Annotated in this window: 22 protein-coding genes, 1 tRNA gene and 1 pseudogene; 5 read left to right on the top strand and 19 right to left on the bottom strand. The window is 63.1% G+C overall.

The window, feature by feature from the left end:
* Nucleotides 1-112: 112 nt before the first annotated feature.
* Complete coding sequence (locus CAG34_RS14075; protein ID WP_075046054.1) at nucleotides 113-1,183, bottom strand: AI-2E family transporter; 1,071 nt, start codon at nucleotides 1,181-1,183, stop codon at nucleotides 113-115.
* Between the two features lie 19 nt (nucleotides 1,184-1,202).
* Nucleotides 1,203-1,442: a sulfurtransferase TusA family protein gene (locus CAG34_RS14080; RefSeq protein WP_004375233.1), complete on the bottom strand. Its 240-nt coding sequence runs from the start codon at nucleotides 1,440-1,442 to the stop codon at nucleotides 1,203-1,205.
* A 122-nt stretch (nucleotides 1,443-1,564) separates the two neighbouring features.
* On the opposite strand from CAG34_RS14080, the gene CAG34_RS14085 reads away from it, so the two are divergent.
* On the top strand, nucleotides 1,565-3,001 hold the full coding sequence (locus CAG34_RS14085) for a M48 family metalloprotease (RefSeq protein ID WP_025340255.1): 1,437 nt from the start codon (nucleotides 1,565-1,567) through the stop codon (nucleotides 2,999-3,001).
* A 109-nt stretch (nucleotides 3,002-3,110) separates the two neighbouring features.
* On the opposite strand, the gene nadA is transcribed toward CAG34_RS14085, so the two are convergent.
* Both nadA and CAG34_RS14095 read right to left on the bottom strand, forming a co-directional pair.
* Nucleotides 3,111-4,169, bottom strand: a complete 1,059-nt coding sequence (gene nadA / locus CAG34_RS14090; protein WP_003254747.1) for a quinolinate synthase NadA — start codon at nucleotides 4,167-4,169, stop codon at nucleotides 3,111-3,113.
* A gap of 273 nt (nucleotides 4,170-4,442) precedes the next feature.
* A complete protein-coding gene (locus CAG34_RS14095) occupies nucleotides 4,443-5,951 on the bottom strand; it encodes a YdgA family protein (protein WP_025340256.1) in 1,509 nt (502 codons plus the stop codon).
* 445 nt (nucleotides 5,952-6,396) lie between these two features.
* On the opposite strand from CAG34_RS14095, the gene CAG34_RS14100 reads away from it, so the two are divergent.
* From CAG34_RS14100 to CAG34_RS14110, 4 genes and pseudogenes are all read left to right on the top strand, one after another.
* A complete protein-coding gene (locus tag CAG34_RS14100; RefSeq protein ID WP_075046057.1) occupies nucleotides 6,397-7,749 on the top strand; it encodes an APC family permease in 1,353 nt (450 codons plus the stop codon).
* A gap of 285 nt (nucleotides 7,750-8,034) precedes the next feature.
* Nucleotides 8,035-9,021 (top strand): annotated as a pseudogene (locus tag CAG34_RS29470) (HAMP domain-containing protein); the annotation flags it as partial.
* A gap of 102 nt (nucleotides 9,022-9,123) precedes the next feature.
* Nucleotides 9,124-9,879 carry a methyl-accepting chemotaxis protein gene (locus CAG34_RS29475; protein WP_371858046.1) on the top strand — a complete coding sequence of 252 codons (756 nt, stop codon included), beginning with the start codon at nucleotides 9,124-9,126 and terminating at the stop codon, nucleotides 9,877-9,879.
* 147 nt (nucleotides 9,880-10,026) lie between these two features.
* Nucleotides 10,027-10,986 carry a cation diffusion facilitator family transporter gene (locus tag CAG34_RS14110; protein ID WP_085590678.1) on the top strand — a complete coding sequence of 320 codons (960 nt, stop codon included), beginning with the start codon at nucleotides 10,027-10,029 and terminating at the stop codon, nucleotides 10,984-10,986.
* 178 nt (nucleotides 10,987-11,164) lie between these two features.
* On the opposite strand, the gene CAG34_RS14115 is transcribed toward CAG34_RS14110, so the two are convergent.
* From CAG34_RS14115 to aspS, 15 genes are all read right to left on the bottom strand, one after another.
* Nucleotides 11,165-11,240, bottom strand: a tRNA-Lys gene (locus tag CAG34_RS14115).
* A gap of 60 nt (nucleotides 11,241-11,300) precedes the next feature.
* Entirely contained in the window at nucleotides 11,301-11,975 is a 675-nt protein-coding gene (gene queC, locus CAG34_RS14120) for a 7-cyano-7-deazaguanine synthase QueC (RefSeq protein ID WP_013973801.1), read from the bottom strand.
* 17 nt (nucleotides 11,976-11,992) lie between these two features.
* A complete protein-coding gene (queE, locus tag CAG34_RS14125; RefSeq protein WP_015271468.1) occupies nucleotides 11,993-12,640 on the bottom strand; it encodes a 7-carboxy-7-deazaguanine synthase QueE in 648 nt (215 codons plus the stop codon).
* Between the two features lie 160 nt (nucleotides 12,641-12,800).
* Nucleotides 12,801-13,607: a tol-pal system protein YbgF gene (gene ybgF, locus CAG34_RS14130; protein WP_004375252.1), complete on the bottom strand. Its 807-nt coding sequence runs from the start codon at nucleotides 13,605-13,607 to the stop codon at nucleotides 12,801-12,803.
* A gap of 6 nt (nucleotides 13,608-13,613) precedes the next feature.
* Complete coding sequence (gene pal / locus CAG34_RS14135; protein ID WP_003254755.1) at nucleotides 13,614-14,114, bottom strand: peptidoglycan-associated lipoprotein Pal; 501 nt, start codon at nucleotides 14,112-14,114, stop codon at nucleotides 13,614-13,616.
* A gap of 53 nt (nucleotides 14,115-14,167) precedes the next feature.
* On the bottom strand, nucleotides 14,168-15,439 hold the full coding sequence (tolB, locus tag CAG34_RS14140) for a Tol-Pal system beta propeller repeat protein TolB (protein WP_038408273.1): 1,272 nt from the start codon (nucleotides 15,437-15,439) through the stop codon (nucleotides 14,168-14,170).
* Between the two features lie 26 nt (nucleotides 15,440-15,465).
* Nucleotides 15,466-16,563 (bottom strand): cell envelope integrity protein TolA, encoded by a 1,098-nt coding sequence (tolA, locus tag CAG34_RS14145; RefSeq protein WP_038408274.1) that lies wholly within the window; start codon nucleotides 16,561-16,563, stop codon nucleotides 15,466-15,468.
* Entirely contained in the window at nucleotides 16,563-17,015 is a 453-nt protein-coding gene (tolR, locus tag CAG34_RS14150; RefSeq protein WP_003254760.1) for a protein TolR, read from the bottom strand. Before tolR ends, tolA begins: the two co-directional genes overlap by 1 nt.
* Nucleotides 17,016-17,029: 14 nt before the next feature.
* Nucleotides 17,030-17,725: a protein TolQ gene (gene tolQ / locus CAG34_RS14155; protein WP_015271471.1), complete on the bottom strand. Its 696-nt coding sequence runs from the start codon at nucleotides 17,723-17,725 to the stop codon at nucleotides 17,030-17,032.
* Between the two features lie 2 nt (nucleotides 17,726-17,727).
* Nucleotides 17,728-18,180 carry a tol-pal system-associated acyl-CoA thioesterase gene (gene ybgC / locus CAG34_RS14160; RefSeq protein ID WP_085590680.1) on the bottom strand — a complete coding sequence of 151 codons (453 nt, stop codon included), beginning with the start codon at nucleotides 18,178-18,180 and terminating at the stop codon, nucleotides 17,728-17,730.
* A gap of 125 nt (nucleotides 18,181-18,305) precedes the next feature.
* A complete protein-coding gene (gene ruvB, locus CAG34_RS14165; protein ID WP_085590682.1) occupies nucleotides 18,306-19,352 on the bottom strand; it encodes a Holliday junction branch migration DNA helicase RuvB in 1,047 nt (348 codons plus the stop codon).
* Complete coding sequence (ruvA, locus tag CAG34_RS14170) at nucleotides 19,349-19,966, bottom strand: Holliday junction branch migration protein RuvA (RefSeq protein WP_085590684.1); 618 nt, start codon at nucleotides 19,964-19,966, stop codon at nucleotides 19,349-19,351. The genes ruvB and ruvA overlap by 4 nt, the downstream gene beginning before the upstream one ends.
* 109 nt (nucleotides 19,967-20,075) lie before the next feature.
* Nucleotides 20,076-20,600: a crossover junction endodeoxyribonuclease RuvC gene (ruvC, locus tag CAG34_RS14175; protein WP_004375291.1), complete on the bottom strand. Its 525-nt coding sequence runs from the start codon at nucleotides 20,598-20,600 to the stop codon at nucleotides 20,076-20,078.
* A 294-nt stretch (nucleotides 20,601-20,894) separates the two neighbouring features.
* Nucleotides 20,895-21,641: a YebC/PmpR family DNA-binding transcriptional regulator gene (locus tag CAG34_RS14180; protein ID WP_013973810.1), complete on the bottom strand. Its 747-nt coding sequence runs from the start codon at nucleotides 21,639-21,641 to the stop codon at nucleotides 20,895-20,897.
* Nucleotides 21,642-21,755: 114 nt separating this feature from the next.
* On the bottom strand, nucleotides 21,756-23,531 hold the full coding sequence (aspS, locus tag CAG34_RS14185) for an aspartate--tRNA ligase (RefSeq protein ID WP_025340263.1): 1,776 nt from the start codon (nucleotides 23,529-23,531) through the stop codon (nucleotides 21,756-21,758).
* Between the last annotated feature and the right edge of the window lie 28 nt (nucleotides 23,532-23,559).

A 23,559-nucleotide genomic window follows, 5' to 3' on the forward strand; every position in this document is an offset into this window, starting at 1 on the left:
CGCTTTGCGCCCCTTTCGCGACACAAGGCCGCTCCCACAAGGTCCCGCGTACACCGATCAATGTGGGAGCGGGCGCGCCCGCGAATGGGCCGCAAAGCGGCCCCATTTGCATTCAGAGCATCGGCGAAACGCTAGGCTCCTGCCGCGGCCAGGCATCCAGCACGGCTTTGATCAAGGTCGCCAGCGGGATGGCAAAGAAGATCCCCCAGAACCCCCACAACCCGCCAAACAGCAACACCGCGCAAATGATCGCCACCGGGTGCAGGCTCACCGCCTCGGAGAACAGCAGCGGCACCAACACGTTGCCGTCCAGCGCCTGGATGATCGCGTACACCGTCATCAGGTAGATGAACTGGTCACCCCAGCCCCACTGGAACAATGCGATCAACGTCACCGGCACGGTCACCACCACCGCGCCCACGTACGGCACCACCACCGACAGCCCCACCAACAGCGCCAGCAACGCGGCGTAGTTGAGCCCCAGACTGATGAAGGCGATGTAGGTGGCAATGCCGCAGATCAGGATCTCGATGCCCTTGCCGCGGATGTAGTTGGCGATCTGCCGGTTCATCTCGCTGCCCACCCGGTTCAGCAGGCTGCGTTGGCGTGGCAGGTAGCCGCTTACCCAACGGCCGATCAGTTCGCGGTCCTTGAGAAAGAAAAACACCAGGATCGGCACCAGCACCAGGTAGATCATGGCGTTGACCAGCAGCGGCAGGCTCGATAGCGAGAAGGTCAGCGCCCACTGGCCGAACTTGCCGATTTCCCCGCGCACCGACTCGATGGCATGCAGCACCTGCTCGTCCGACACCAGGTGCGGGTAGCGCTCGGGCAACAGCAACAACAGCGACTGCCACTTGCCGAGCATGCCCGGCAGTTCGTTGAACAGGGTGATCAACTGGTGCCACAGCAGCGGCACCAGCACCAGCATGAACACCGCCAGCGCGCCCATGAACAGGGCGAACACCAGCATCACCGCCAACCGGGTGGGTACCCGCAAGCGCTCCAGGGCATTGACCAGCCCCTGCATCAGAAACGCCAGCACCATGCCCGCCAGTACCGGCGCAAGCATGCCACCCAGGGTGAGTACCGCACTAAAAGCCAGGAACAACAGGACCGCCAGCACCACTGCTTCCTCATCGGAGAAGTAGCGCTGCATCCAGTCGCGAAGCACTTTGAACATTGACGATCCTTGGAAAGACTCAGGCCTTGCGCAGCCAGTAAGTGTAGGTACCGGCCTCGGCCGTTTCCCGCAGCAGGGTATGACCGGCCAACTGGGCGAAAGTGCGGAAGTCGCGCTGGGAGCCGGCGTCGGTGGCAATTACCTTGAGCACCGCGCCGCTGGCCAGGCGGTTGAGCTCCATCTTGGCCTTCAGCAGCGGCAAAGGGCAATTCAGCCCGCTGGCGTCCAGTTCGGCGTCACAGGTCAGGGTTTCACTCATTGCGGGGCTCTCCAAAGGCATTGCCAGGCTGTATCTGGATTTGGCCGGCTAGGATAGCGCCACTGGTCGCCAACGTGTGAGCCCGCTACAGTAGGTATCTTTGACCGACGCGAGCTTCATGCATGAATCTACTGCGCCCTACCCTGCTGACGCTGGCCTGCCTGTTGGCCCTTCCCGGCCATGCTGACGACCTGCCATCACTGGGTGATGCCAGTTCCGCGATCGTCTCGCCGCAACAGGAGCACCAGCTCGGCCGTGCCTGGCTGAGCCTGCTGCGCGGCCAGGTCAACCAGCTCAACGACCCGCAGCTGAAGGACTACGTCGAAACCAGCGTGTACCGCCTGGCCGAAACCAGCCAGCTGCAGGACCGCCGCCTGGAATTCATCCTCATCGATAGCCGCGAGCTCAACGCCTTTGCCGCCCCCGGCGGCATCGTCGGGGTCAACGGCGGGCTGTTCCTCAACGCCCAGACCGAAGGCGAGTACGCCTCGGTACTGGCCCACGAACTGGCGCACTTGTCGCAGCGCCACTTCGCCCGCGGCGTAGAGGCCCAGCAGCGCATGCAACTGCCAATGATGGCAGCGCTGCTGGCCGGTATCGTGCTGGCGGCCGGTGGCGGCGGTGATGCCGGTATCGGTGTGATCGCCGGCACCCAGGCGGCGGCGATCCAGGAGCAGCGGCGCTTCTCGCGGCAGAACGAACAGGAAGCCGACCGCATCGGCATCCAGAACCTGGAAAAAGCCGGCTACGACCCGCGCAACATGCCGACCATGTTCGAGCGCCTGGCCCGGCAGTACCGCTACGACGCCAAGCCGCCGGAATTCCTGCTGACCCACCCGGTAACCGAGTCGCGTATCGCCGACACCCGCAACCGCGCCGAGCAGGCCCCCAAGGGCGGCGTCGAGGACAGCATGCGCTACCAGCTGATCCGTGCCCGGGTGGCTCTGACCTACGAAGGCACCCCGGGTCTGGCGGCCAAACGCTTCCGCGCCCAGCTGGACGAAGACCCCAAGCTGGACGCCGCGCGTTACGGCCTGGCCCTGGCGCAGATCAAGGGCGGCCAGCTGAACGAGGCGCGTGAACTGCTCAAGCCGCTGCTGGCCAAGGCACCCAACGACATTACCTACAACCTGGCGCAGATCGACCTGGACATCACCAACAACCGCCTGGCCGACGCGCAGCAGCGCGCCGAACGCATGCAGGGGTTGTACCCGGGCAACTACCCGCTGAAGCAGGTGCGTGCCGATCTGCTGGTGAAGCTGAACAAGCCCGCCGAGGCGGAAAAGGTGCTGAACGAACTGGTGAAGAGCCGGCCGGATGACCCGGACGTGTGGTACGACATGGCCGAAGTGCGGGGCCTTTCGGGCAATACCATTGGCTTGCACCGGGCGCGGGCCGAGTACTTCACCTTGGTGGGCGATTTCGACCAGGCCATCCAGCAGCTGGATTACGCCAAGCGCAGGTCGGGTGGGAACTTCCCGCTGGCGGCACAGATTGACCAGCGCCAGCGCGAGATCATGGAGCAGCAGCGCATGGTTCAGGAAATGATGGGGCGTTGAGGGCCCTTTCGCGGGCACGCCCGCTCCCACAGGTACTGCACCGCTTGTAAGGGCGGTGCAGTACCTGTGGGAGCGGGCGTGCCCGCGAAGAAAGCGACGCGGTCTGGCGTCAGGCGTTCCCGGACAATTTCAGGCGCGCTGCCTGGGTAAAGTCCAGCATCCGGTTCAGCGGCTTGATCGCCTTCGGCACCAGCGCCGGGTCGACAAAGATCTCGTTCGTGCCATTACGCAGGCAATCCAGCACACGCTCCAGGGTGTTCATCGCCATCCACGGGCAGTGCGCACAGCTGCGGCATGCCGCGCCGTTACCGGCGGTGGGGGCTTCGACGAACTCCTTGTCCGGGCACAGCTGCTGCATCTTGTAGAAGATGCCGCGGTCGGTGGCGACGATGAAGGTCTTGTTCGGCAGGGTCTGGGCAGCCTTGATCAGCTGGCTGGTGGAGCCCACCGCGTCGGCCAGCTCGATCACCGCTTCCGGCGACTCGGGGTGCACCAGAATCGCCGCATCCGGGTACAGCGCCTTCATGTCGGCCAACTGGCGCGACTTGAACTCTTCGTGAACGATGCAGGCACCGTCCCACAGCAGCATGTCGGCACCGGTTTGCTTCTGGATGTAACGCCCCAGGTGCTGGTCCGGGCCCCAGATGATGGTTTCGCCGTTGTCCATCAGGCTTTCGACGATTTCCAGGGCGCAGCTCGAGGTCACCACCCAGTCGGCGCGGGCCTTCACGGCAGCGGAAGTGTTGGCGTAGACCACCACGGTACGCTCGGGGTGCTGGTCGCAGAAGGCCGAGAACTCTTCTACCGGGCAGCCCAGGTCGAGCGAGCAGGTGGCCTCCAGGGTCGGCATCAGCACGCGTTTTTCCGGGGTGAGGATTTTCGCCGTTTCGCCCATGAAGCGCACACCGGCAACGATCACGGTTTCGGCCGGGTGGTTCTTGCCGAAGCGGGCCATTTCCAGCGAGTCGGACACGCAGCCGCCGGTTTCTTCGGCCAGCGCCTGGATGACCGGGTCGCAGTAATAGTGGGCGACCAGCACGGCGTTCTGGGCCTTGAGCTCGGCAGCGATGGCCGCACGGTATTCGGCCTCCTGCTCGGCTGTCAGCGGGTTTGGCTGCTTGGCGTCGAGGTGGGCCTGAACCAACAGGCGTTCGGAAATCTGGGTCATGATCGCTGGACCTGCAGGCGCGTGCGCGCGTCAAATCGAGTGTATCACCCGGCCCTGACAGATCGGCTAAGGGTGCCGGACGGCACGAAGGCCGCCACGGCCCTCTGCGGGCGCGGATTATTATCGGAGGCCGAAGGCTACAGACAATCCAGCGATTTCTAAAGTGGTTTTTGTGTTGCCTGTGCTGGCCTCTTCGCGGGCACGCCCGCTCCCACAGGTACAGCGCTGCCCTCGGGGGCAAAGAGTAACCTGTGGGAGGAACAGGAGAAACGATCAGCCCTGCGGCGACAGGGCCGCCAGCTGCGCCGCCATGAGCATGGCGAACTCTTCCACGGTCATCTTCTTGCCGTTGAAGTCGACCATGCCGTCGGCATAGTGCAGGCTGCTCACCACATCATTGCCCTGCACGGTGGCCATGCCACTCTGCAGCGCCATCATGCCGACCATTTCCCCGGCCTGGCTCGATTGCATGGCAATGGCCTGGGCGTCGGTCTGGCCATCCAGCAGTGCCTGCAAGGTTGCCAGGTCACCGATCATCGGCTTGGACAACGACAGCTTGCTCTTCACCTCGGTGATCAGTTGCTTGCTCAACTGGTCAGGCGGCAGGTCGAAGCTGGCCGGGGCGGAGAAGCCCATCGACAGGTCAAAGCGGCTTTCGCCATTGGCGGTCCTGAACGACAGGTTTTCCACCGCCACCCGGGGCTTGGCAGCCAGCAGTTTCTGCAGCTCGCCCTGGAACCTGGCCTTCTCCTCATCATCCATCTGGATTTCCGGCACCGGCTGGCCAGCGGCAGCCGCGGCCTCGAATTCCGGCAGGTGCGCCTGGTACCACGTCGACAGCGCCTGTAGCGCCGGCGCGTTGACCGACGTGATGCTCACCGCCATCTGCGCCTTGCCCACCGCACGGCCATCCCAGGTGATATCCCCTACCTTGTACTCCACGCGGCCACCCACGGTATCCGGGCCGTCAAGGGTTTGCAGGGCGTTCTGCTCCAGCCCCTTGACCACCAGCACCTGCTGTTTGGGCCCCAGGGTGACCTTGGTTTCGGCCAGCGCCAGGTCGACGTTGCCCACGTAGATGGCCTGGTGCGCGGTGGCCGCCAGTTGGCCGCCGACCTTCAGGCCATTTAGCTCGAAGGTGGCAGGCGGCTGGTCATCGCGTACCAGTTTCATCACGAACCGATCGGCCTGGCCGTGGAAGCTCGAGGCCTTGCCTTCCTGGTCACCACTGACTTGCAGTTGCATGCCCGAGAAATCGAGGCTGTTGCCATCCGCTTCGTCGAGCTTGACCGGTGCCAGCTGCACCTGGCTGACCACATTGCCGTCGTAGCCCAGGCTGGTCTGTGCGCTGACCGGGGCCTGCTCGCCCGCTGCGGCGAACCACGGCGCGGTGGCGTCGTCCTTCTGCAGCGTGCTGTTGCTGACTGCCAGCACCGGCATCAGCTTCAGTGCCTTTACCCGCGACCAGGGGAACGGGCCGTGCTCGATCTGGTCGGTCACGCCAACGTCGAAATTCACCACTTCGCCTTCGCCCAGGTTGATATCGCGGGCCTTGAGCCGGTACTGGGCGGTACTGCTGAAGAAATGCTGCTCCAGCGACACCCGTTCGATGCTCATGCTGCCACCGGTACTCACCAGGGCCTTCTTGAGTTCCGCGTTGCTGCGGACCAGGGCGTTGTCCAGCTCCGCAGGCAGCTGCTTGCCGGTGTACCAGGCGCCAGCGGTGGTTGCGACGGCGATGGCGATAGCCAGGCCGGAAAGGATGCCAACTGATTTCTTCATGAATAGAACCGATTGCTGTCCATATGGGCTTCGTAGGCGGCCAAGGGCCACACAGGACGCCAAGAGTACCACTGCAGCCCAGCCCTGGCGCTGGCCAGGCTCGAGAAATCCGGTTTTTGGGAAACGCCTGACAGACCTTCTAAGGGAAACCGGCATTCGTTAATTTTTGCGAACACCAGAATTGATCATAACCGCAAAAAAACGCGCAAAAACCGAACAAAACCCCACTTTAATCGATAAATATTTCAATCCAGCAACATCTTGTCATGTTTAACTTGACACTAAGCTACCCATCGTTTTTTATTTTCACCACTTTGCGCGCTCCCCCGCGCCCCCGCTGCTCCAACAATAAAGGTGAACAACATGGAGCCCACCCGCTCGCCCTTGCCGCATGCGCAGTACACCGTGCCCGCCGTTTACGCCCAGCCGCAGGAGCCATGCCAGCATGCAGCCTGACCACAGCGCTTCCGGCAACGGCCAACTCCGTAAAACCCTGCGTCTCTGGCACGTGATCATCATCGGTCTGGCCTACCTGACCCCGATGACCGTGTTCGACACCTTCGGTATCGTTTCCGGGATTACTGCCGGCCACGTACCCAGCGCCTACATCCTGGCACTGGCCGGGATCCTGTTCACCGCCGTGAGCTACGGCACCCTGGTAAGGCGCTTCCCGCAATCGGGCTCGGCCTACACCTACACCCAACGTGCGATCAACCCGCACGTCGGCTTCCTGGTCGGCTGGTCGTCGTTGCTGGACTACCTGCTGCTGCCAATGGTCAACGCCTTGCTGGCCAAGCTGTACCTTTCGGCCATGTTCCCGGAAGTACCGGAGTGGATGTGGGTGGCTGGCTTCGTCACCCTGATCAGCCTGATCAACATGCGCAGCGTGAACCTGGTGGCGCACTTCAACCTGCTGTTCGTGGCCGTGCAGGTGGCGATCATCGCCGTGTTCATTTACCTGTGCGTGCGCGGCCTGGACCAGGGTGAAGGGCTGGGTACCGCCTGGAGCCTGCTGCCGTTCGCCGACGACCAGACCCAGCTCAGCGCCCTGGCCGCCGGTGCGACCATCCTGTGCTTCTCGTTCCTCGGCTTCGACGCGGTCACCTGCCTGTCCGAAGAAACCCGCGACCCGGGCAAGACCATCCCTCGCGCGATCTTCCTCACCGCCCTGATTGGCGGCCTGGTGTTCATCACCGTGTCGTACTTCATCCAGGCCTACTTCCCGACCATGTCCCGCTTCCACGACCAGGAAGCGGCACTGCCGGAAATCGCCCTGTACGTCGGCGGCAAGCTGTTCCAGTCGATCTTCATAGCCTGCACCGTGATCAACACCATCGCCTCGGGCCTGGCCTCGCAGACCAGCGTGTCGCGCCTGCTGTACGTGATGGGCCGCGACAACGTGATCCCGGCCAGCCTGTTCGCCCGCCTGCACTCGCGCTACAAGACGCCGGTGCTGAACATCGCGGTGGTGGGGCTGATTTCGCTGTCGGCGATCTTCTTCGACCTGGTCACCGCCACCTCGATCATCAACTTCGGTGCGCTGGTCGCGTTCAGCTTCGTCAACCTGTCGGTGATCAACCACTGCTACCTGCGCGAAGGCAAGCGCCAGGGCCTGGCCAACCAGCTGACATACCTGGTGGCACCCACCATCGGCTTCTGCATCATCGTCTCGCTGTGGCTGGACCTGAACGCACACTCGCTGCTGTTCGGTGGCGTCTGGGCACTGCTCGGCCTGCTGTACCTGGCCTGGCTGACCAAAGCCTTCAGGGACTCCCCGCCCAACTACATCGCTGAATGACCCACGCTGCCGACAACGCCCGCGCCTGATCGCGGGCGTTGCATTTGATCGAAAAGGAAAGCCCTCATGCCGCTGCGTCGCCTCTCCATCCAGTGGAAGATCACCCTGCTCGCCGGCCTGTGCCTGCTGGCCATTGTCGCCCTGCTGGTAACCACATCGCTGGCCCAGGCGCGGCGCAGCGCGGCATTGGTCAACCAGGCCAACACCGAAATGCTCGACAGCAGCGCACGCCTGCGCCTGCAGGCCCATGCCGAAACCCAGGCCCTGCGCATCCAGCGCTATTTCATGGACGCCTACCAGTACGGCAATGGCTTTGCCCGCCTGGTGCAGGTGCTCAAGGCCCGTGGCGGCAACGACCTGCGCGCCGAACTGACGCGCCAGGCCCGCGCCAGCCTGGCCGGCAACCCGGATGTGATCGGCCTGTACCTGGTGTTCCAGCCCAACGCCCTGGACCCGGACAGCCAGTACCTCGGCCAGGATGCAATGGGCAGCAATGAGAGCGGGCGCTTCTCGCTGTACTGGTCACAACCCCGCCCAGGCACCCTGGAGCTTGAAGCCATGCCGGAATCGATGCTCGGTGACGCCAGCATCGGCAGCAACGGTGTGGCGAAGAACCGCTGGCTGACCTGCCCGCAGGACACTGCCAGAACCTGCATGCTCGAGCCATACCTCGACGAAGTGAATGGCCGCCAGGTGCTGATGACCAGCATCGCCCTGCCGCTGCTGGAGCACGGCAAGGTGGTCGGCGTGGTCGGCCTGGACATCGGCCTGGCCAACCTGCAACAGCTGAGCCTTGACGGCCGCCGGGAGCTGTTCGATGGCCAGGGCCAGGTCAGTATCGCCAGCGCGGCCGGCCTGCTGGCCGGCAACAGCCGCGACGACAGCAAGCTCGGCGAGCCCATGGACAAGGCGGTAGCCGACGGCCTGCTGCGTGTTGCCCACCCGTTCACGCCAATCCCTGATGCCGCCCCTTGGCAGGTATTGCTGGAACTGCCGGAAAGCGTGCTGCAGGCGCCTGCCGTCGCCCTCAACCAGCGCCTGGATGCGCACAACCACAGCGCCAACCTCACCAGCCTGCTGGTTGGCCTGGGCGCTGCGGTAGTCGGTTTGCTGCTGGTGTGGCTGACCGCGCGCGGGGTGACCCGGCCAATCCTGGCCGTAGCCGCGCGCCTGGAAGACATCGCCAGCGGCGAAGGCGACCTTACCCGCCGCCTGGACTACGCCCGCCAGGACGAACTGGGCAAGCTTACCGGTTGGTTCAACCGCTTTCTCGACAAGCTGCAGCCGGTCATAGCCCAAGTCAAAGGCTCACTGCAGGAAGCCCGCGGAACCGCCGACCAGTCGGCAGCCATCGCCAGCCAGACCAGCAACGGCATGCAGCAACAGCACCGCGAAATCGAACAGGTGGCCACCGCCGCCAATGAAATGAGCGCCACCGCTCTGGATGTCGCCCATAACGCTTCGCAGGCGGCCCAGGCCGCACGCGCTGCCGACCAAGCCAGCCGCGAGGGCCTGCAACTGATCGACAGCACCCGCCAGGGCATCGACCGCCTGGCCGCCGGCATGAACACCGCCATGGGCGAGGCACGCGCGCTGGAGGGCCGCAGCGGGCAAATCGGTTCGGTGCTGGAAGTGATCCGCACCATTGCCGAGCAAACCAACCTGCTGGCGCTCAACGCCGCCATCGAAGCCGCCCGCGCAGGCGAAGCCGGGCGTGGTTTTGCCGTGGTGGCCGATGAAGTGCGTGGCCTGGCCCAGCGTACCCAGGTGTCGGTGGAGGAAATTCGCCAGGTCATCGAAGGCTTGCAGCAAGGCACCCAGGATGTGGTGGGCGCCATGCACGAAGGCCAGCGCCAGGCCCAGGATAGCGCCGCGCGGATGGAACAGGCGCTGCCGGCGCTACAACGTATTGGCGAGGCAGTGGCGGTGATCAGCGACATGAACCTGCAGATTGCCTCGGCGGCTGAAGAGCAGAGCGCCGTAGCCGAAGAGGTGAACCGCAATGTGGCCGGCATTCGCGATGTGACCGAATCGCTGGCAGGCCAGGCCGATGAGTCAGCGCGGATCAGCCAGGCCCTGAACCGGCTGGCCAACCAGCAGCAGGCGCTGATGGAGCAGTTCCGCGTCTAACCTGTCAGGGCCTCTTCGCGGGTGAACCCGCTCCCACAAGGTCCGGCGCTGCCTTCAAGGTCGGAGCATAACCCTGTGGGAGCGGGTTTACCCGCGAAGAGGCCAGCACATACAACATAGCAGCAGGGCTATTTACCGAGCACAATCATGCAAACCCCAACCAGATCTTCCTTCTTCGACATCACCAGCGAACAGGGCCTGTTACGCACCTCGATCGCCGTCACCCTGTTCATCGCCATCATCGGCATCGCCTTCGGCCTGGCCTCCGGCTCGTTCTCCATCGTCTTCGACGGCGTCTATTCGCTGGTCGATGCCAGCATGAGCGGGCTGTCGCTGGTGGTGGTCAGGCTGATTACCGCGCACACCACCAGCGTGCAGATGTCACGCAAGTTGCGCGAGCGCTTCACCATGGGCTTCTGGCACCTGGAGCCGATGGTGCTGGCGCTCAACGGCATCCTGCTCAGCGGCGTGGCCATCTATGCGCTGATCAACGCCGTCAGCAGCCTGCTGCAAGGCGGGCGTCACCTGGAGTTCGGCATCGCCATGGTCTACGCGGTACTGACCGTGATCGCCTGCGTGACCATCGCCATTGTCGAGGCCCGCGCCAACCGCAAGCTCGGCTCGGATTTCGTGCGCATGGACGTCAAGGGCTGGGTGATGTCGGCCAGCATCACCGCCGCGCTGCTGATCGCCTTCTGCTTTGGCTATGCGGTGCAGGGCACATCGTTGGAGTGGGTGTCGCCGTATATCGACCCGGCGGTGCTGGCGCTGGTCTGCCTGGTGATCGTGCCGTTGCCGATGTCGGTGGTGCGCCAGGCCCTTTCGGAAATTTTCCTGGTGACCCCTGGCGACCTCAAGCTGCACGTGGATGAAGTCGCCAAGGCCTTTGTCGCACGCCATGGGTTGCAGTCGTACCGCGCCTATGTGGCCAAGGTCGGGCGCTCGCGGGAGATCGAACTGTATTTCATCGTGCCGAAGGCCATGGCCGCAAAAACCATCGATGAATGGGATGCGTGGCGCAACGAGATCGGTGATGCCGTGGGTGGTGAAGGGCCGGACCGTTGGCTAACCGTGGTATTTACCGGGGATCCAGAGTGGGCTGAATAAGCCTGGGGGCGCTTTGCGCCCCTTTCGCCGGCAAGCCAGCTCCCACCTCGACCGCATTAGCCTCGAGTCATGCGCAAGCCCTGTGGGAGCTGGCTTGCCGGCGATGAGGCCAGAACAAGCAGCCGAAAACGAAAAAGCCCGCGACCGTTGCCGGTAGCGGGCTTTGACGTACTGCGTATGGTGGGTCGTGTAGGATTCGAACCTACGACCAATTGGTTAAAAGCCAACTGCTCTACCAACTGAGCTAACGACCCGTTGGATGGCGCGTATAATACTGATTTCTAACGGGAAATCAACACCCCATCAAACTTTTTTCAAAAATACCGCGTCGGGTCTTCGACTCCGGCGGCCTTGAAGCCGTCGGCACGCAGGCGGCAACTGTCGCATTTGCCGCAGGCACGGCCGTCATCGTCGGCCTGGTAGCAGGAAACGGTCAGGCTGTAATCCACGCCGCGAGCCATACCGGCCTGCACGATCTGCGCCTTGCTCATGTTCTGCAGCGGCGCCTGGATGCGGAAGCCCTGCCCTTCGACGCCAGCCTTGGTCGCCAGGTTGGCCATGCGCTCGAAGGCTTCGACGAACTCGGGGCGGCAATCGGGGTAGCCGGAGTAATCCACGGCATTCACACCAATGAAGATGTCACGGGCTTCCAGCACCTCTGCCCAGCCCAGGGCCAGGGACAGGAACACGGTGTTGCGCGCCGGCACGTAGGTGACCGGGATGCCTTCACCCGGGGTTTCCGGCACGTCGATGCTGCTGTCGGTCAATGCCGAGCCGCCGATGCCGTCCAGGTTCAGGCCAATTACCTTGTGCTCGACCACGCCCAGGTCGCGGGCAACGCGGGCGGCGGCGTTCAGTTCGGCGCGGTGGCGCTGGCCGTAGTCGAAACTCATGGTGTAGCAGCTGTAGCCTTCGGCCTTGGCCATGGCGACCACGGTGGCCGAGTCCAGGCCACCGGACAACAGGATTACTGCGCGTTTGTCGGTCATGTGTGCTTGCTCCTCAATCAACGTCCGGGTTCGTCGTTCCACAGCAGCTTGTGCAGCTGCAGCTGGAAGCGTACGGGCAGGTTGTCGGCAACGATCCAGTCCGCCAGCTCGCTGGCGTTCACCTGGTGGTGGCTGGGCGAGAACAGCACCTCGCCGGCACGCTCGGCCAGGTTGTACTGGATCAGTTTGGAGACCGCCCAGTCGTAGTCCTCGCGGGAACAGATGACGAACTTGACCTGGTCGTTGCGGGTCAGCTGCTCGATGTTCTCGTAGCGGTTACGGTGCGACTCTTCGGAGCCAGGGGTCTTCAGGTCGACCACGCGGCTGACGCGGGTGTCGGTGCCGGCAATATCCAGCGCGCCGCTGGTTTCCAGCGACACCTCGTAACCGGCATCACACAGGCGCTGCAACAACGGCAAGGCGTTGGGCTGGGCCAATGGCTCGCCACCGGTGACGCAGACGTAGCGCGGCTTGAAGCCGGCGACCTGCTCAAGGATCGAATCGAGGGTGCGGACGGTACCGCCACTGAAGGCATAGGCACTGTCACAGTACTGGCAGCGCAGGGGGCAACCGGTGAGGCGCACGAATACCGTGGGCAACCCAGCCGTTCGCGTTTCACCCTGCAAGGAGTAAAAGACTTCGGTGATGCGTAATGTGTCTTGCATGCTCGCCACGGGCGTGACAGCTAAACAGGCTGCCCGCCTCCGTCAGGCACTGTCGCGGACTCGACATAGCGTTATCCGCAGCAGCGTGTTTACGAAAAAAGGGGAGTGATTCTAACGAAAAAACCCGCGACAGGCGCGGGTTTCTTTCAAGCGGTACTGCTCAGAGCTTCTGCAGGTCACGCTGAGCCAGTTGCGCGGCCGAGGTGCCGGGGTACTGGGTGATGACCTGCTGCAGGATACCCTTGACCTTGTCGGTGTGGCCCATGCGGCGCTCGACGTCGGCCAGCTTGTACAGCGAATCCGGCACCTTGCTGTGCTTCGGATACTTCTGGCTGACCTGGGCGAAGGCCTGGCTGGCAGCCGGCAGGTCGCCCTTGGCCAGGTTCACTTCACCCAACCAGTACTGGGCATTGCCGGCGTACTGGCTGTTGGGGTACTTGCGCAGGAAGGCGTTGAACGCCTGGCTGGCCTTGTCGAAGTCTTTCTGCTTGATCAGGTCGAAAGCGGCATCGTAGTAGAGCTTTTCTTTCGCCGGATCACCGGGCTCGCTACTGGCGGCCGGTTGTTGAGCAGCAGCACCTGCTGCTGCATCGGGGGCGGCATTGGATGCACCACCACCGGAGGAATTGTCAGGGGTCGCGGCAGGCGCGGCGCCACTGTTGATGCGACGGTCCAGGTCCTGGTAACGCTCCAGGTTTTCCTGCTTCATGCGCGACACATCGTTCTGCAGCTCTTCGATGATGCCTTGCTGGCGGGAAAGCTGATCCTGCATCTGTTGCAGCTGCATGAACAGCTGGCCCTGTGCAGAGGCAGGGGCCGAAGCCCCTGACCCGGCATAGGCGCCGCTCGTGCCATAACCCGCAGGCGGATAGCTGCCTGCGTTGTCATCAACTACAGGGACCTCAGCCCAGGCCGCGAGCGGCAGGCTGAGTGCGAGGACGGTTACTACACGGCGGCACATACGCATAAGAACTTACTTACGCAGTTCTACGCGACGGTTCTGAGCCCAGGACTGCTCGTCGTTGCCAGTGGCAACCGGACGCTCTTCACCGTAGGAGACCAGTTCCAGCTGAGCAGGGGAAACGCCCTGCAGAACCAGGTAGCGCTGAACGGCCTTGGCACGACGCTCACCCAGAGCCATGTTGTACTCGCGGGTGCCGCGCTCGTCGGTGTTGCCTTCCAGGACAACGCGGTTGCCGTTGGCTTTCAGGTCCTTGGCGTGAACGTCCAGAGCGCGCATGGCTTCTGGCTTCAGGTCCGAGCTGTCGTATTCGAAGTAGAAGGTGGTGATTGCGCGCAGGGCAGCTTCTTCGCTCAGGGAGCCGTCAACAGCACCAGTGTTGGCACCGTAGCCAGCGTTCGGATCTACAGCAGCGCCTTCGCCTGCGTTGTCACCGCCCTTCGAGGAGCAACCTACAGCTACGGCCATGGCCAGAGCCAGCGCAGCAAATTTACCAAACTTCAGCATTTCCATCGTGAAACTCCTAATGAAACCCCAGTGTGTTAAGCAAAAGTATTACGCCGCAATCAGTTCAGGTAAGGGGACCAGGACGGTTCTCTGACTTCGCCTTGAGCGGTAGGAAGTGGGAGCCTCACGCGGCCATTAAGCGACACGAGCATCAAGACTCCCCGGCCCTGCTGGCGGGTGGCGTAGATTAGCATGGTGCCGTTTGGCGCAACAGTGGGAGACTCATCAAGACTCGTTTCCGAGAGAATCTTTACACTTCCGCGTTGCAAATCCTGGGCCGCAACTTTGAAGTTGGTGAAGCCCTGCTGGCGATGGATCATCACCAGGGTCTTTTCGTCCGCCGACAGTTTCGGGTTGGCGTTGTAGTTACCCACGAAAGTTACACGCTCGGCACCACCGCCACCGACCGACTGCTTGTAGATCTGCGGCTTGCCGCCACGGTCGGAGGTGAAGTACAGGGTGTTGCCATCCTTGCCCCAGAACGGCTCGGTGTTGATACCCGGGCCGGCGGTGACACGGCTGATCTGGCGCGAAGCCACGTTCATCACGTAGATGTCTGGGTTGCCGTCCTTCGACAGCACGAACGCCAGGCGCGTACCATCCGGCGACCAGGCTGGCGCACCGTTCAGGCCTTCGAAGTTGGTAACCTGCTCGCGGCGACCGGTATCGATATGCTGTACGAAGATGCGCGGGCGCTTCTGCTCGAACGAAACGTAGGCGATGCGCTTGCCATCCGGAGCAAAGCGTGGCGACAGGATCGGTTCACGCGATTGCAGCAGGGTAACCGCACGTGCGCCGTCGTAGTCCGAACGCTGCAGGGTATAGCGGGTGTTGTTGGTGGAGAAGCGCTCGGCCGTCACGTACAGCATGCGGGTGGAGAACGCACCCTTGATGCCGGTGAGCTTCTCGAACGACTGGTCGGCAATGTAGTGCGCCATGTCGCGCAGTTGGTCGACGCTGCCCGCCACGCTACCGGTCAGCACCTGCTGCTCGGTGGCGACGTTGAACAGCGCGTACTGCACCTGCAGGCGACCGCCCGACGGCACGATGCTGCCGACCATCACGTACTGCGCGCCCAGCGCTTTCCAGTCACGGAAGATCACTTCGCTGGCCTGCGACGGCTGGCTGATCATGTTCTGCCGCGGAATCGGCGAGTAGTAGCCGGAGTTGCGCAGGTCGTTGCCGATGATGTCGGCCATGTCTTCCGGCAGCACGCTGCCGCCCTGCAGACCGAACGGCACTACCGCGATGGGCGTGGCCCGGTCGCTGCCGCTGGTGACCAGGATGTTCTTTTCCTCTGCCACGGCCATGCCTGCCACGCAGCACAGCATGACCAGCAGTCCTCTCAGACGTTTAATCACAACGCTAGATCCTCAGGTGTAAATGTCATCTTGAACGAACGATATTGGTTGAAATCGCTCGGCTTCATACCCTGCATCTCGGTCAGACGACCGATGTTCTTCACTGCTGCCACCGCCGAGCTGTCGTACGGGCCGTCACCACTGGACCGGGCCACGCTGACGCTGGTGATGGTACCGTCCGGCAACATGTTGATCTGCAGGACCACCGTCATGCCCTTGCGCGCGGAAGGCGGACGTGCCCAGCCCTCGGCCGCGCGCATGCGGATCAGGTCGTCGAAGTCGCCGGCCACCTGGTCACCCTGCTCGTCGGCCAGCGCCTGCTGCCGTTCGGTGGTGTCGGACAACAGCTCGGCCAGGGCCTGGGCTTTCTTGTCTTCCGCCGCCTTGCGGGCCGCTTCCTGTGCCTTTTTCTTCTGGGCATCTGCAGCGGCCTTTTTCTTGGCCTCTTCAGCTGCCTTCTTCTTCGCTTCCTCGGCTACCGCTTTCTTCTTGGCGTCCTCGGCTGCTTTCTTCTTGGCCTCTTCGGCCGCCTTTTTCTTGGCGTCCTCGGCGGCTTGTTTCTTCGCCTCTTCAGCGGCCTCTTTCTTGGCCTCTTCTTCGGCTTTTTTCTTTTCTTCCTCGGCCTTCTTCTTGGCGATGTCGGCCTGCTGCTTCTCGGCAGCCTTCTTCGCCTCTTCGGCCTTCTTGGCTTCGGCGGCTTTCTTGGCCTCGGCGGCTTCGGCAGCTGCCTCGGCTTTTTTGGCTTCGGCGGCCTCGCGAGCCTCTTCGGCCTTTTGAGCGGCGTCGGCTTTCTTTTGTTCCGCGGCCTTCACGGCCTCCTGCTCGACCTTCTTCTGTTCCAGCTGCTCGACCTCGGTCTGGCGCGAAGCGGTTTTCTTCGCTTCCCCGGCAATCTTCTGATTGGTCTGAGTGGTCGCCTGGCTCTTGGACTTGAGCTGGTACAGGGTAGCCTGGACGATCGGCTTGGATGGCGGCAGCTCAGGCGTCATGGCAAAACTGACGAACAGCAGGGCGAACACCAGCACATGCAGGCCGATGGCCCAGATACTGGGCCAGAAGTAGCTTTCCGAGGCGGATGGCTCTCGCTGTTGCATCAGGGCGCCTCGGTAATCAGGCCAACGTTACCGACACCGGCCTTCTGCAACCCGCCCATGGCACCCATGACCGCGCCATAGTCGACAGCCTTGTCGCCACGAATGAACACCTGGGTCTGCTTGCCCTGGTCACGGCCGGCGGCAATGATCTTGGTCACCGCGTCGGTCATGGCAGGCAAGGTCATGGCCTTGTCCATCTGCTTGTCGGTATCGACTTCGCTGCCGAGGTTCCAGTAGTAGGTCTTGTCGGCCTTGATGGAGATGGTGAGGATCTGGACGTTGTTGTCCTGCGGCAAGGCTTCACTGGAAACCTTGGGCAGGTCTACCTTCACGCCCTGGTTGAGCATGGGCGCCGTCACCATGAAGATGACCAGCAGTACCAGCATCACGTCGATGTAGGGCACCACGTTCATCTCGGCGACGGGCTTGCGTTTGTGGCGAACTCGGGCCATGGGCTTCTACCTGATTACTCTTCGCTGGTGTGCACTTTGCGGTGCAGGATCGCCTGGAACTCGTCGGCGAAGGTGTAGTAACGGCCGATCAGCACTTCGCTGCGGGCCGAGAAGCGGTTGTAGGCGATGACCGCCGGGATTGCCGCGAACAAGCCGATGGCGGTGGCGATCAGCGCTTCGGCGATACCCGGGGCAACCGTGGCCAGGGTGGCCTGCTGGGCGCTGGCCAGGCCGCGGAAGGAGTTCATGATGCCCCATACGGTACCGAACAGGCCGATGTACGGGCTGGTCGAACCGACGGTGGCCAGGAACGGCAGGCTCTGCTCGAGTTTTTCTTCCTCGCGCGAGATGGCTACGCGCATGGCACGGGCAACACCCTCCATGACCGCGTCCGGGTCAACGCCCGGCTGCTGGCGCAGGCGCGAGAATTCCTTGAAGCCGGCACGGAAGACCTGCTCGACACCGGAATCCGGGTCTGGGTTGCTGCCTGCCTGACGGTACAGCTTGGACAGGTCGATGCCCGACCAGAAGCGCTCCTCGAAGGCATCCAGCGCACGACGACCGGCGCGCAGCATGGTGCTGCGCTGGAAGATCATGACCCATGAGGTGACCGAGGCGGCCACCAGGGTCAGCATTACCAGCTGTACCAGCACACTGGCATTGCTGACCAGACTCCACATGGAGGTATGGTCGACGACGTTAGCTTCCACGCTTATTCTCCTGCATTCGATTGAGTACCCGAGCCGTCCGCCGCAAAGGCGTCACGCAGCTCCGGGGGTATGGCTCGGGGTTTGAAAGTGTCGGCGCGCACGGCGGCCACCAGGAACTGCCCTTCGCAGAGCAGCGTTTCATCCTTTTCCCGCCAGACCTGCTGCACGAAGCGCAGGCTGGCGCGATTGAGTTCAAGTACTTGCGCGGTGACCCGCAGCTCGTCGTCCAGCCGCGCCGGCGCGTGATAGCGCGCTTCGCTGGAGTGGACCACGAACAGCAGTTTGTCTTCGGCCAGCTGCGCCTGGGAAAAGCCCAGGTGCCGCAGCCGCTCGGTACGCGCGCGCTCCATGAATTTCAGGTAATTGACGTAATACACCACGCCACCGGCATCGGTATCTTCGTAATAGACGCGACAACGGTGTGCGAACGGTTCCAGGCCATTTTGCGCGCGCATACTCTAGTGCTTACTCCTCAGCTTGCCAATCCGCTGTGGCAACTGTTTTTTCTTCATTAATGTCTTATTGCCAGCGCACCCTCGGCATGCCAGCGGTAGGACCACGAAAAGCCGTTTTCGATCTGTCACTCATCGCCCGCTTCGGAAAAATCCCCACCCTCCCCCAGGCGCCCGGGCACGTTCAGGCCAAAGTGCAGGTAGGCATGCCGGGTGACCACGCGGCCGCGCGGCGTGCGCATGATGTAGCCTTGCTGGATCAGGTACGGCTCGAGCACATCCTCGATGGTGTGGCGCTCTTCACTGATGGCCGCGGCCAGGTTGTCCACGCCGACCGGGCCACCGTCGAACTTCTCGATCATGGTCAGCAGCAGGCGGCGGTCGGAGTGGTCGAAACCGCGCTCGTCGACGTCCAGCAGGTTGAGCGCCATGTCGGCAACGGCCTTGGTGATCTGGCCCTTGCCGCGCACTTCGGCGTAGTCGCGCACGCGGCGCAGCAGGCGGTTGGCGATACGTGGCGTGCCGCGGGCGCGGCGGGCGATCTCGTAGGCACCCAGGTCTTCGATGGCCAGGCCGAGGATGCCGGCCGAACGGCTGACGATGGTCGCCAGGTCCTTGTCGCTGTAGAACTCCAGGCGCTGGACGATACCGAAACGGTCGCGCAGCGGGTTGGTGAGCATGCCGGCACGGGTGGTGGCACCAACCAGGGTGAACGGCGGCAGGTCGAGCTTGATCGAGCGGGCCGCAGGCCCTTCGCCGATCATGATGTCGAGCTGGAAGTCCTCCATCGCCGGGTACAGCACCTCTTCGACGACCGGTGACAACCGGTGGATCTCGTCGATGAACAGCACATCGTGCGGTTCGAGGTTGGTCAGCATGGCCGCGAGGTCGCCCGGGCGCTCGAGGATGGGCCCCGAGGTACTCTTGACCGACACGCCCATTTCCTGGGCGATGATGTTGGCCAGGGTGGTCTTGCCCAGGCCGGGCGGGCCGAAGATCAGCGTATGGTCAAGCGACTCGCTGCGGCCACGGGCGGCCTGGATGAACAGCGCCATCTGCTCGCGCACCACCGGCTGGCCGATGTACTCGTCCAGCCGCAGCGGGCGGATCGCACGGTCCTGGACTTCTTCACGGTCGCGGCCACTGGCGGCGATCAGGCGGTCGGCTTCGATCACTTGGTAATCATCCCTTTCAGGCTGCGGCGGATCAGCTCCTCACTGCTCAGGCGGGTCTTGTCCTTGATCGCGGCGATCGCCTTGCTGGCTTCCTGCGGCTTGTAGCCCAGCGAAACCAGGGCGCTGACGGCATCGGCTTCGGCCGTGGATGCGCTGGCGACCGGCAGCGGCCCGTCGGAGACCAGGGTGAACATGGCCGGGGACGTTTCCCAAGCCTTGAAGCGGTCCTTGAGCTCGACCAGCAGGCGTTCGGCGGTTTTCTTGCCAACACCGGGCACGCGCACCAGGGCCGAGGTGTCCTGAGCCTGCACGCAGCGCACCAGCTCGTCCACTTCCAGCCCGGACATCAGCGCCAGGGCCAGCTTCGGCCCTACGCCATTCAGGCGGATGAGTTCGCGGAACAGTTCGCGCTCGCGCTTTTCGGCAAAACCGTAGAGCAGGTGAGCATCCTCGCGCACCACCAAGTGGGTGTGCACGGTTACGGGTTCGCCCACCTTGGGCAGACGGTACAGCGTGGTCATGGGAACTTCCAGTTCGTAACCTACGCCGTTGACGTCGATAATCAGGTGCGGCGGCTGTTTTTCCGCCAGGGTGCCGCGCAAACGTCCAATCACGTTCCGATCCTTCCTCTCGGGGAGCCGGTCAAAGACCGCTCAACCCTATCAGCAAATGCAGCGGGTGAACGCATCACCCGAACAAAATGTGTATCAGCGCATGAAGCGCCTACAGACGCAAGCGCCCGCCGCGTCGCCGTGCCGTGGCCAGGCCATGCGGCACCAGGCTGGAGCGGGTATGGGCGTGGCACAGGGCGATGGCCAGGGCGTCGGAGGCGTCGATCTGCGGCTTCTGCGTCAGTTTCAGCAGGTGCATGACCATCATCATCACCTGCTCCTTGTTGGCCCCACCGGTACCGGCTACCGCCTGCTTGACCTGGGTGGCGCTGTATTCGGCGATTTCCAGGCCGGCTTCGGCGGCGGCGACGATGGCTGCGCCACGGGCCTGGCCGAGCTTGAGCGCCGAGTCGGCGTTACGGGCCATGAACACCCGTTCGATGCCCATGGTTACCGGGCCGTGCTGGGCGATGATTTCACCCACGCCACGAAAAACGATCTGCAACCGCTCGTGCAGCTCGCCGCTGCCGGTGCGAATGCAGCCCGACGCCACGTACTCGCAACCACGGGCGGTCTGGCGTACCACGCCATAGCCGGTGATGCGCGAGCCGGGGTCGATACCAAGAATCAGAGTCATAGTGCCCGTCGTACAAAGCTCATGTTTTAACACCATTGGGGCCGCTGCGCGGCCCATCGCCGGCAAGCCAGCTCCCACAGGTACAGTGCAAGGCTTGAGGGTGGCACTGTACCTGTGGGAGCTGGCTTGCCGGCGATGGGCTGCACAGCAGCCCCAATTGCAGCCTTACCAGTGACCACAGGTGCAGCGCAAGACTTAAGGACTGCACTGTACCTGTGGGAGCTGGCTTGCCGGCGATGGGCTGCACAGCAGCCCCAATAAAGCTACCTGCCTGGCCCGAATGCTCAGGACACCTTAGCCGAGGTTTTCCATGATCTCATCGGAAATCTGGGCATTGGAGTAGACGTTCTGCACGTCATCCAGGTCTTCGAGCATGTCGATCAGCTTGAGTACTTTCTCGGCACCGTCCTGGTCGAGTTCGGCGCTGGTGGTCGGCTGCATGACGATTTCCGCGTCAGCGGCCTTGAAGCCCGCCTCTTCCAGGGCATTGCGCACGGCGTAGAAGCTGTTGAACGAGGTGAACACGTCGAACGAGCCGTCGTCGTTGGCCACCACGTCATCGGCATCGGCTTCCATCGCCGCTTCCATCAGCGCATCTTCTTCCACGCCCGGGGCAAAGCTGATCTGCCCCTTGCGCTCGAACAGGTAGGCCACCGAACCGTCGGTGCCCAGGTTGCCACCACACTTGGTGAAGGCATGACGCACGGCAGCGGCGGTACGGTTGCGGTTGTCTGTCATGGCCTCGACCATGATCGCCACGCCACCCGGGCCGTAACCTTCGTAGCTGAGCTCTTCGACGTTGTCGCTTTCGTTGGTGCCGGCACCACGGGCCACGGCACGATCGATGATGTCGCGGCTCATGTTGGCGCCCAGGGCCTTGTCCAGCGCCAAACGCAGGCGCGGGTTGGATGCCGGGTCAGCACCACCCTGCTTGGCAGCGACCGTCAGTTCGCGGATCCACTTGGTGAAGATCTTGCCTCTCTTGGCATCCTGGCGCTCTTTGCGGTGCTTGATGTTCGCCCACTTGGAATGACCAGCCATAACGACTCCGAATCCTTTGAATCACAAACAGCCCCGCCCCTGTACGGGGCGGGACGGGAAATTGCCTGCGCCGAAACGCAAAGGCGCATCCATGTGGATGCGCCCGGGGACTGCTTACTCGACCTTGGTCTGTTCGCGCAGTCGGATGTGCAGCTCGCGCAGGGCCTTGGCGTCGACCATGCCAGGGGCCTGGGTCATGACGCACGCGGCGCTCTGGGTTTTCGGGAAGGCGATCACTTCACGGATCGACTGGGCGCCGGTCATCAGCATGACCAGGCGGTCCAGACCGAAGGCCAGACCACCGTGAGGCGGTGCACCGAACTTCAGGGCGTCGAGCAGGAAGCCGAACTTCTCTTCCTGTTCTGCCGCCTCGATGCCCAGCAGGCGGAACACGGCCTGCTGCATCTCTTTGCGGTGGATACGGATCGAACCGCCACCCAGTTCGGTACCGTTCAGGACCATGTCGTAGGCACGGGACAGGGCCACGGCTGGGTTGGCCTCGAGCTCTTCCGGGGTGCACTTCGGTGCGGTGAACGGGTGGTGCAGCGCGGTGAAGCTGCCGTCCTCGTTCTCTTCGAACATCGGGAAGTCGACCACCCACATCGGTGCCCACTCGCAGGTCAGCAGCTCGAAGTCGTGACCCAGGCGGATACGCAGCGCGCCCAGGGCTTCGCTGACCACCTTGAACTTGTCGGCACCGAAGAACACGATGTCGCCGTCAACGGCGCCAACGCGGTCGAGGATGGTGTTGAGGTTGGCCTCGGGGATGTTCTTGACGATCGGCGACTGCAGGCCTTCGACGCCCTTGGCGCGCTCGTTGACCTTGATGTAGGCCAGGCCCTTGGCACCGTAGATGCCGACGAACTTGGTGTACTCGTCGATCTTGCTGCGCGGCATGCTGGCGCCGCCTGGCAGGCGCAGGGCGGTAACGCGGCACTTCGGATCGTTGGCCGGGCCGGCGAACACCTTGAAGTCGACATCCTTGAGCTGGTCGGCAACGTCGACCAGTTCCAACGGAATACGCAGGTCCGGCTTGTCGGAACCGTAGCGGCGCATGGCCTCTTCGAAGGTCATGTGCGGGAATTCGCCGAATTCCAGATCCAGCACTTCCTTGAACAGCTTGCGGATCATGCTTTCGGTCAGGCCCATGATCTCGCTTTCATCGAGGAAGCTGGTCTCGATGTCGATCTGGGTGAATTCCGGCTGGCGGTCGGCACGCAGGTCTTCGTCACGGAAGCACTTGGCGATCTGGTAGTAGCGGTCGAAGCCGGCGACCATCAACAGCTGCTTGAACAGCTGCGGCGACTGCGGCAGGGCGAAGAAGCTACCGGCGTGGGTACGGCTAGGCACCAGGTAGTCACGGGCGCCTTCCGGGGTGGCACGGGTCAGGATCGGCGTCTCGACGTCGAGGAAGCCATTCTCGTCGAGGAAGCGACGGATGCTGCTGGTGATGCGCGAACGCAGGCGCAGCTTGTCGGCCATTTCCGGGCGACGCAGGTCGATGAAGCGGTAGCGCAGGCGGGTTTCCTCGCCGACGTCGGAGTATTCGTTCAGCGGGAACGGCGGGGTTTCCGCTTCGTTGAGCACGTTCAGCTGGTAGCCGAGGATCTCGATGGCGCCGGAAGCCATGTTGGCATTCACCGCACCTTCAGGGCGCTTGCGGACCTTGCCGGTGATCTGCACGACGTATTCGCTGCGCACGCGGTCGGCAGCGGCGAAGGTTTCGGCGCGATCAGGGTCGAACACGACCTGGGCCATGCCTTCGCGGTCACGGATGTCGAGGAAGATCACCCCGCCGTGGTCGCGGCGACGATGGACCCAGCCGCAAAGGGTGACTTCCTGGCCGTCCAGGCTCTCGTTCAGTTGGCCGCAATAATGGCTGCGCATCATGATGGTGGTTTCGCTTCTCGTGATTCGT

It is taken from the genome of Pseudomonas sp. B14(2017) (genome assembly GCF_002113255.1).
GTDB classification, from domain to species: domain Bacteria; phylum Pseudomonadota; class Gammaproteobacteria; order Pseudomonadales; family Pseudomonadaceae; genus Aquipseudomonas; species Aquipseudomonas putida_Z.

What these genes read in the sequence shown, in the direction of transcription:
- CAG34_RS14075 (WP_075046054.1), bottom strand. Translation starts at nt 1,183, where the DNA reads ATGTTCAAAGTGCTTCGCGACTGGATGCAGCGCTACTTCTCCGATGAG.
- CAG34_RS14080 (WP_004375233.1), bottom strand. Translation starts at nt 1,442, where the DNA reads ATGAGTGAAACCCTGACCTGTGACGCCGAACTGGACGCCAGCGGGCTG.
- CAG34_RS14085 (WP_025340255.1), top strand. Translation starts at nt 1,565, where the DNA reads ATGAATCTACTGCGCCCTACCCTGCTGACGCTGGCCTGCCTGTTGGCC.
- nadA (WP_003254747.1), bottom strand. Translation starts at nt 4,169, where the DNA reads ATGACCCAGATTTCCGAACGCCTGTTGGTTCAGGCCCACCTCGACGCC.
- CAG34_RS14095 (WP_025340256.1), bottom strand. Translation starts at nt 5,951, where the DNA reads ATGAAGAAATCAGTTGGCATCCTTTCCGGCCTGGCTATCGCCATCGCC.
- CAG34_RS14100 (WP_075046057.1), top strand. Translation starts at nt 6,397, where the DNA reads ATGCAGCCTGACCACAGCGCTTCCGGCAACGGCCAACTCCGTAAAACC.
- CAG34_RS29475 (WP_371858046.1), top strand. Translation starts at nt 9,124, where the DNA reads ATGCAGCAACAGCACCGCGAAATCGAACAGGTGGCCACCGCCGCCAAT.
- CAG34_RS14110 (WP_085590678.1), top strand. Translation starts at nt 10,027, where the DNA reads ATGCAAACCCCAACCAGATCTTCCTTCTTCGACATCACCAGCGAACAG.
- queC (WP_013973801.1), bottom strand. Translation starts at nt 11,975, where the DNA reads ATGACCGACAAACGCGCAGTAATCCTGTTGTCCGGTGGCCTGGACTCG.
- queE (WP_015271468.1), bottom strand. Translation starts at nt 12,640, where the DNA reads ATGCAAGACACATTACGCATCACCGAAGTCTTTTACTCCTTGCAGGGT.
- ybgF (WP_004375252.1), bottom strand. Translation starts at nt 13,607, where the DNA reads ATGCGTATGTGCCGCCGTGTAGTAACCGTCCTCGCACTCAGCCTGCCG.
- pal (WP_003254755.1), bottom strand. Translation starts at nt 14,114, where the DNA reads ATGGAAATGCTGAAGTTTGGTAAATTTGCTGCGCTGGCTCTGGCCATG.
- tolB (WP_038408273.1), bottom strand. Translation starts at nt 15,439, where the DNA reads ATGCTGTGCTGCGTGGCAGGCATGGCCGTGGCAGAGGAAAAGAACATC.
- tolA (WP_038408274.1), bottom strand. Translation starts at nt 16,563, where the DNA reads ATGCAACAGCGAGAGCCATCCGCCTCGGAAAGCTACTTCTGGCCCAGT.
- tolR (WP_003254760.1), bottom strand. Translation starts at nt 17,015, where the DNA reads ATGGCCCGAGTTCGCCACAAACGCAAGCCCGTCGCCGAGATGAACGTG.
- ybgC (WP_085590680.1), bottom strand. Translation starts at nt 18,180, where the DNA reads ATGCGCGCGCAAAATGGCCTGGAACCGTTCGCACACCGTTGTCGCGTC.
- ruvC (WP_004375291.1), bottom strand. Translation starts at nt 20,600, where the DNA reads ATGACTCTGATTCTTGGTATCGACCCCGGCTCGCGCATCACCGGCTAT.
- CAG34_RS14180 (WP_013973810.1), bottom strand. Translation starts at nt 21,641, where the DNA reads ATGGCTGGTCATTCCAAGTGGGCGAACATCAAGCACCGCAAAGAGCGC.
- aspS (WP_025340263.1), bottom strand. Translation starts at nt 23,531, where the DNA reads ATGATGCGCAGCCATTATTGCGGCCAACTGAACGAGAGCCTGGACGGC.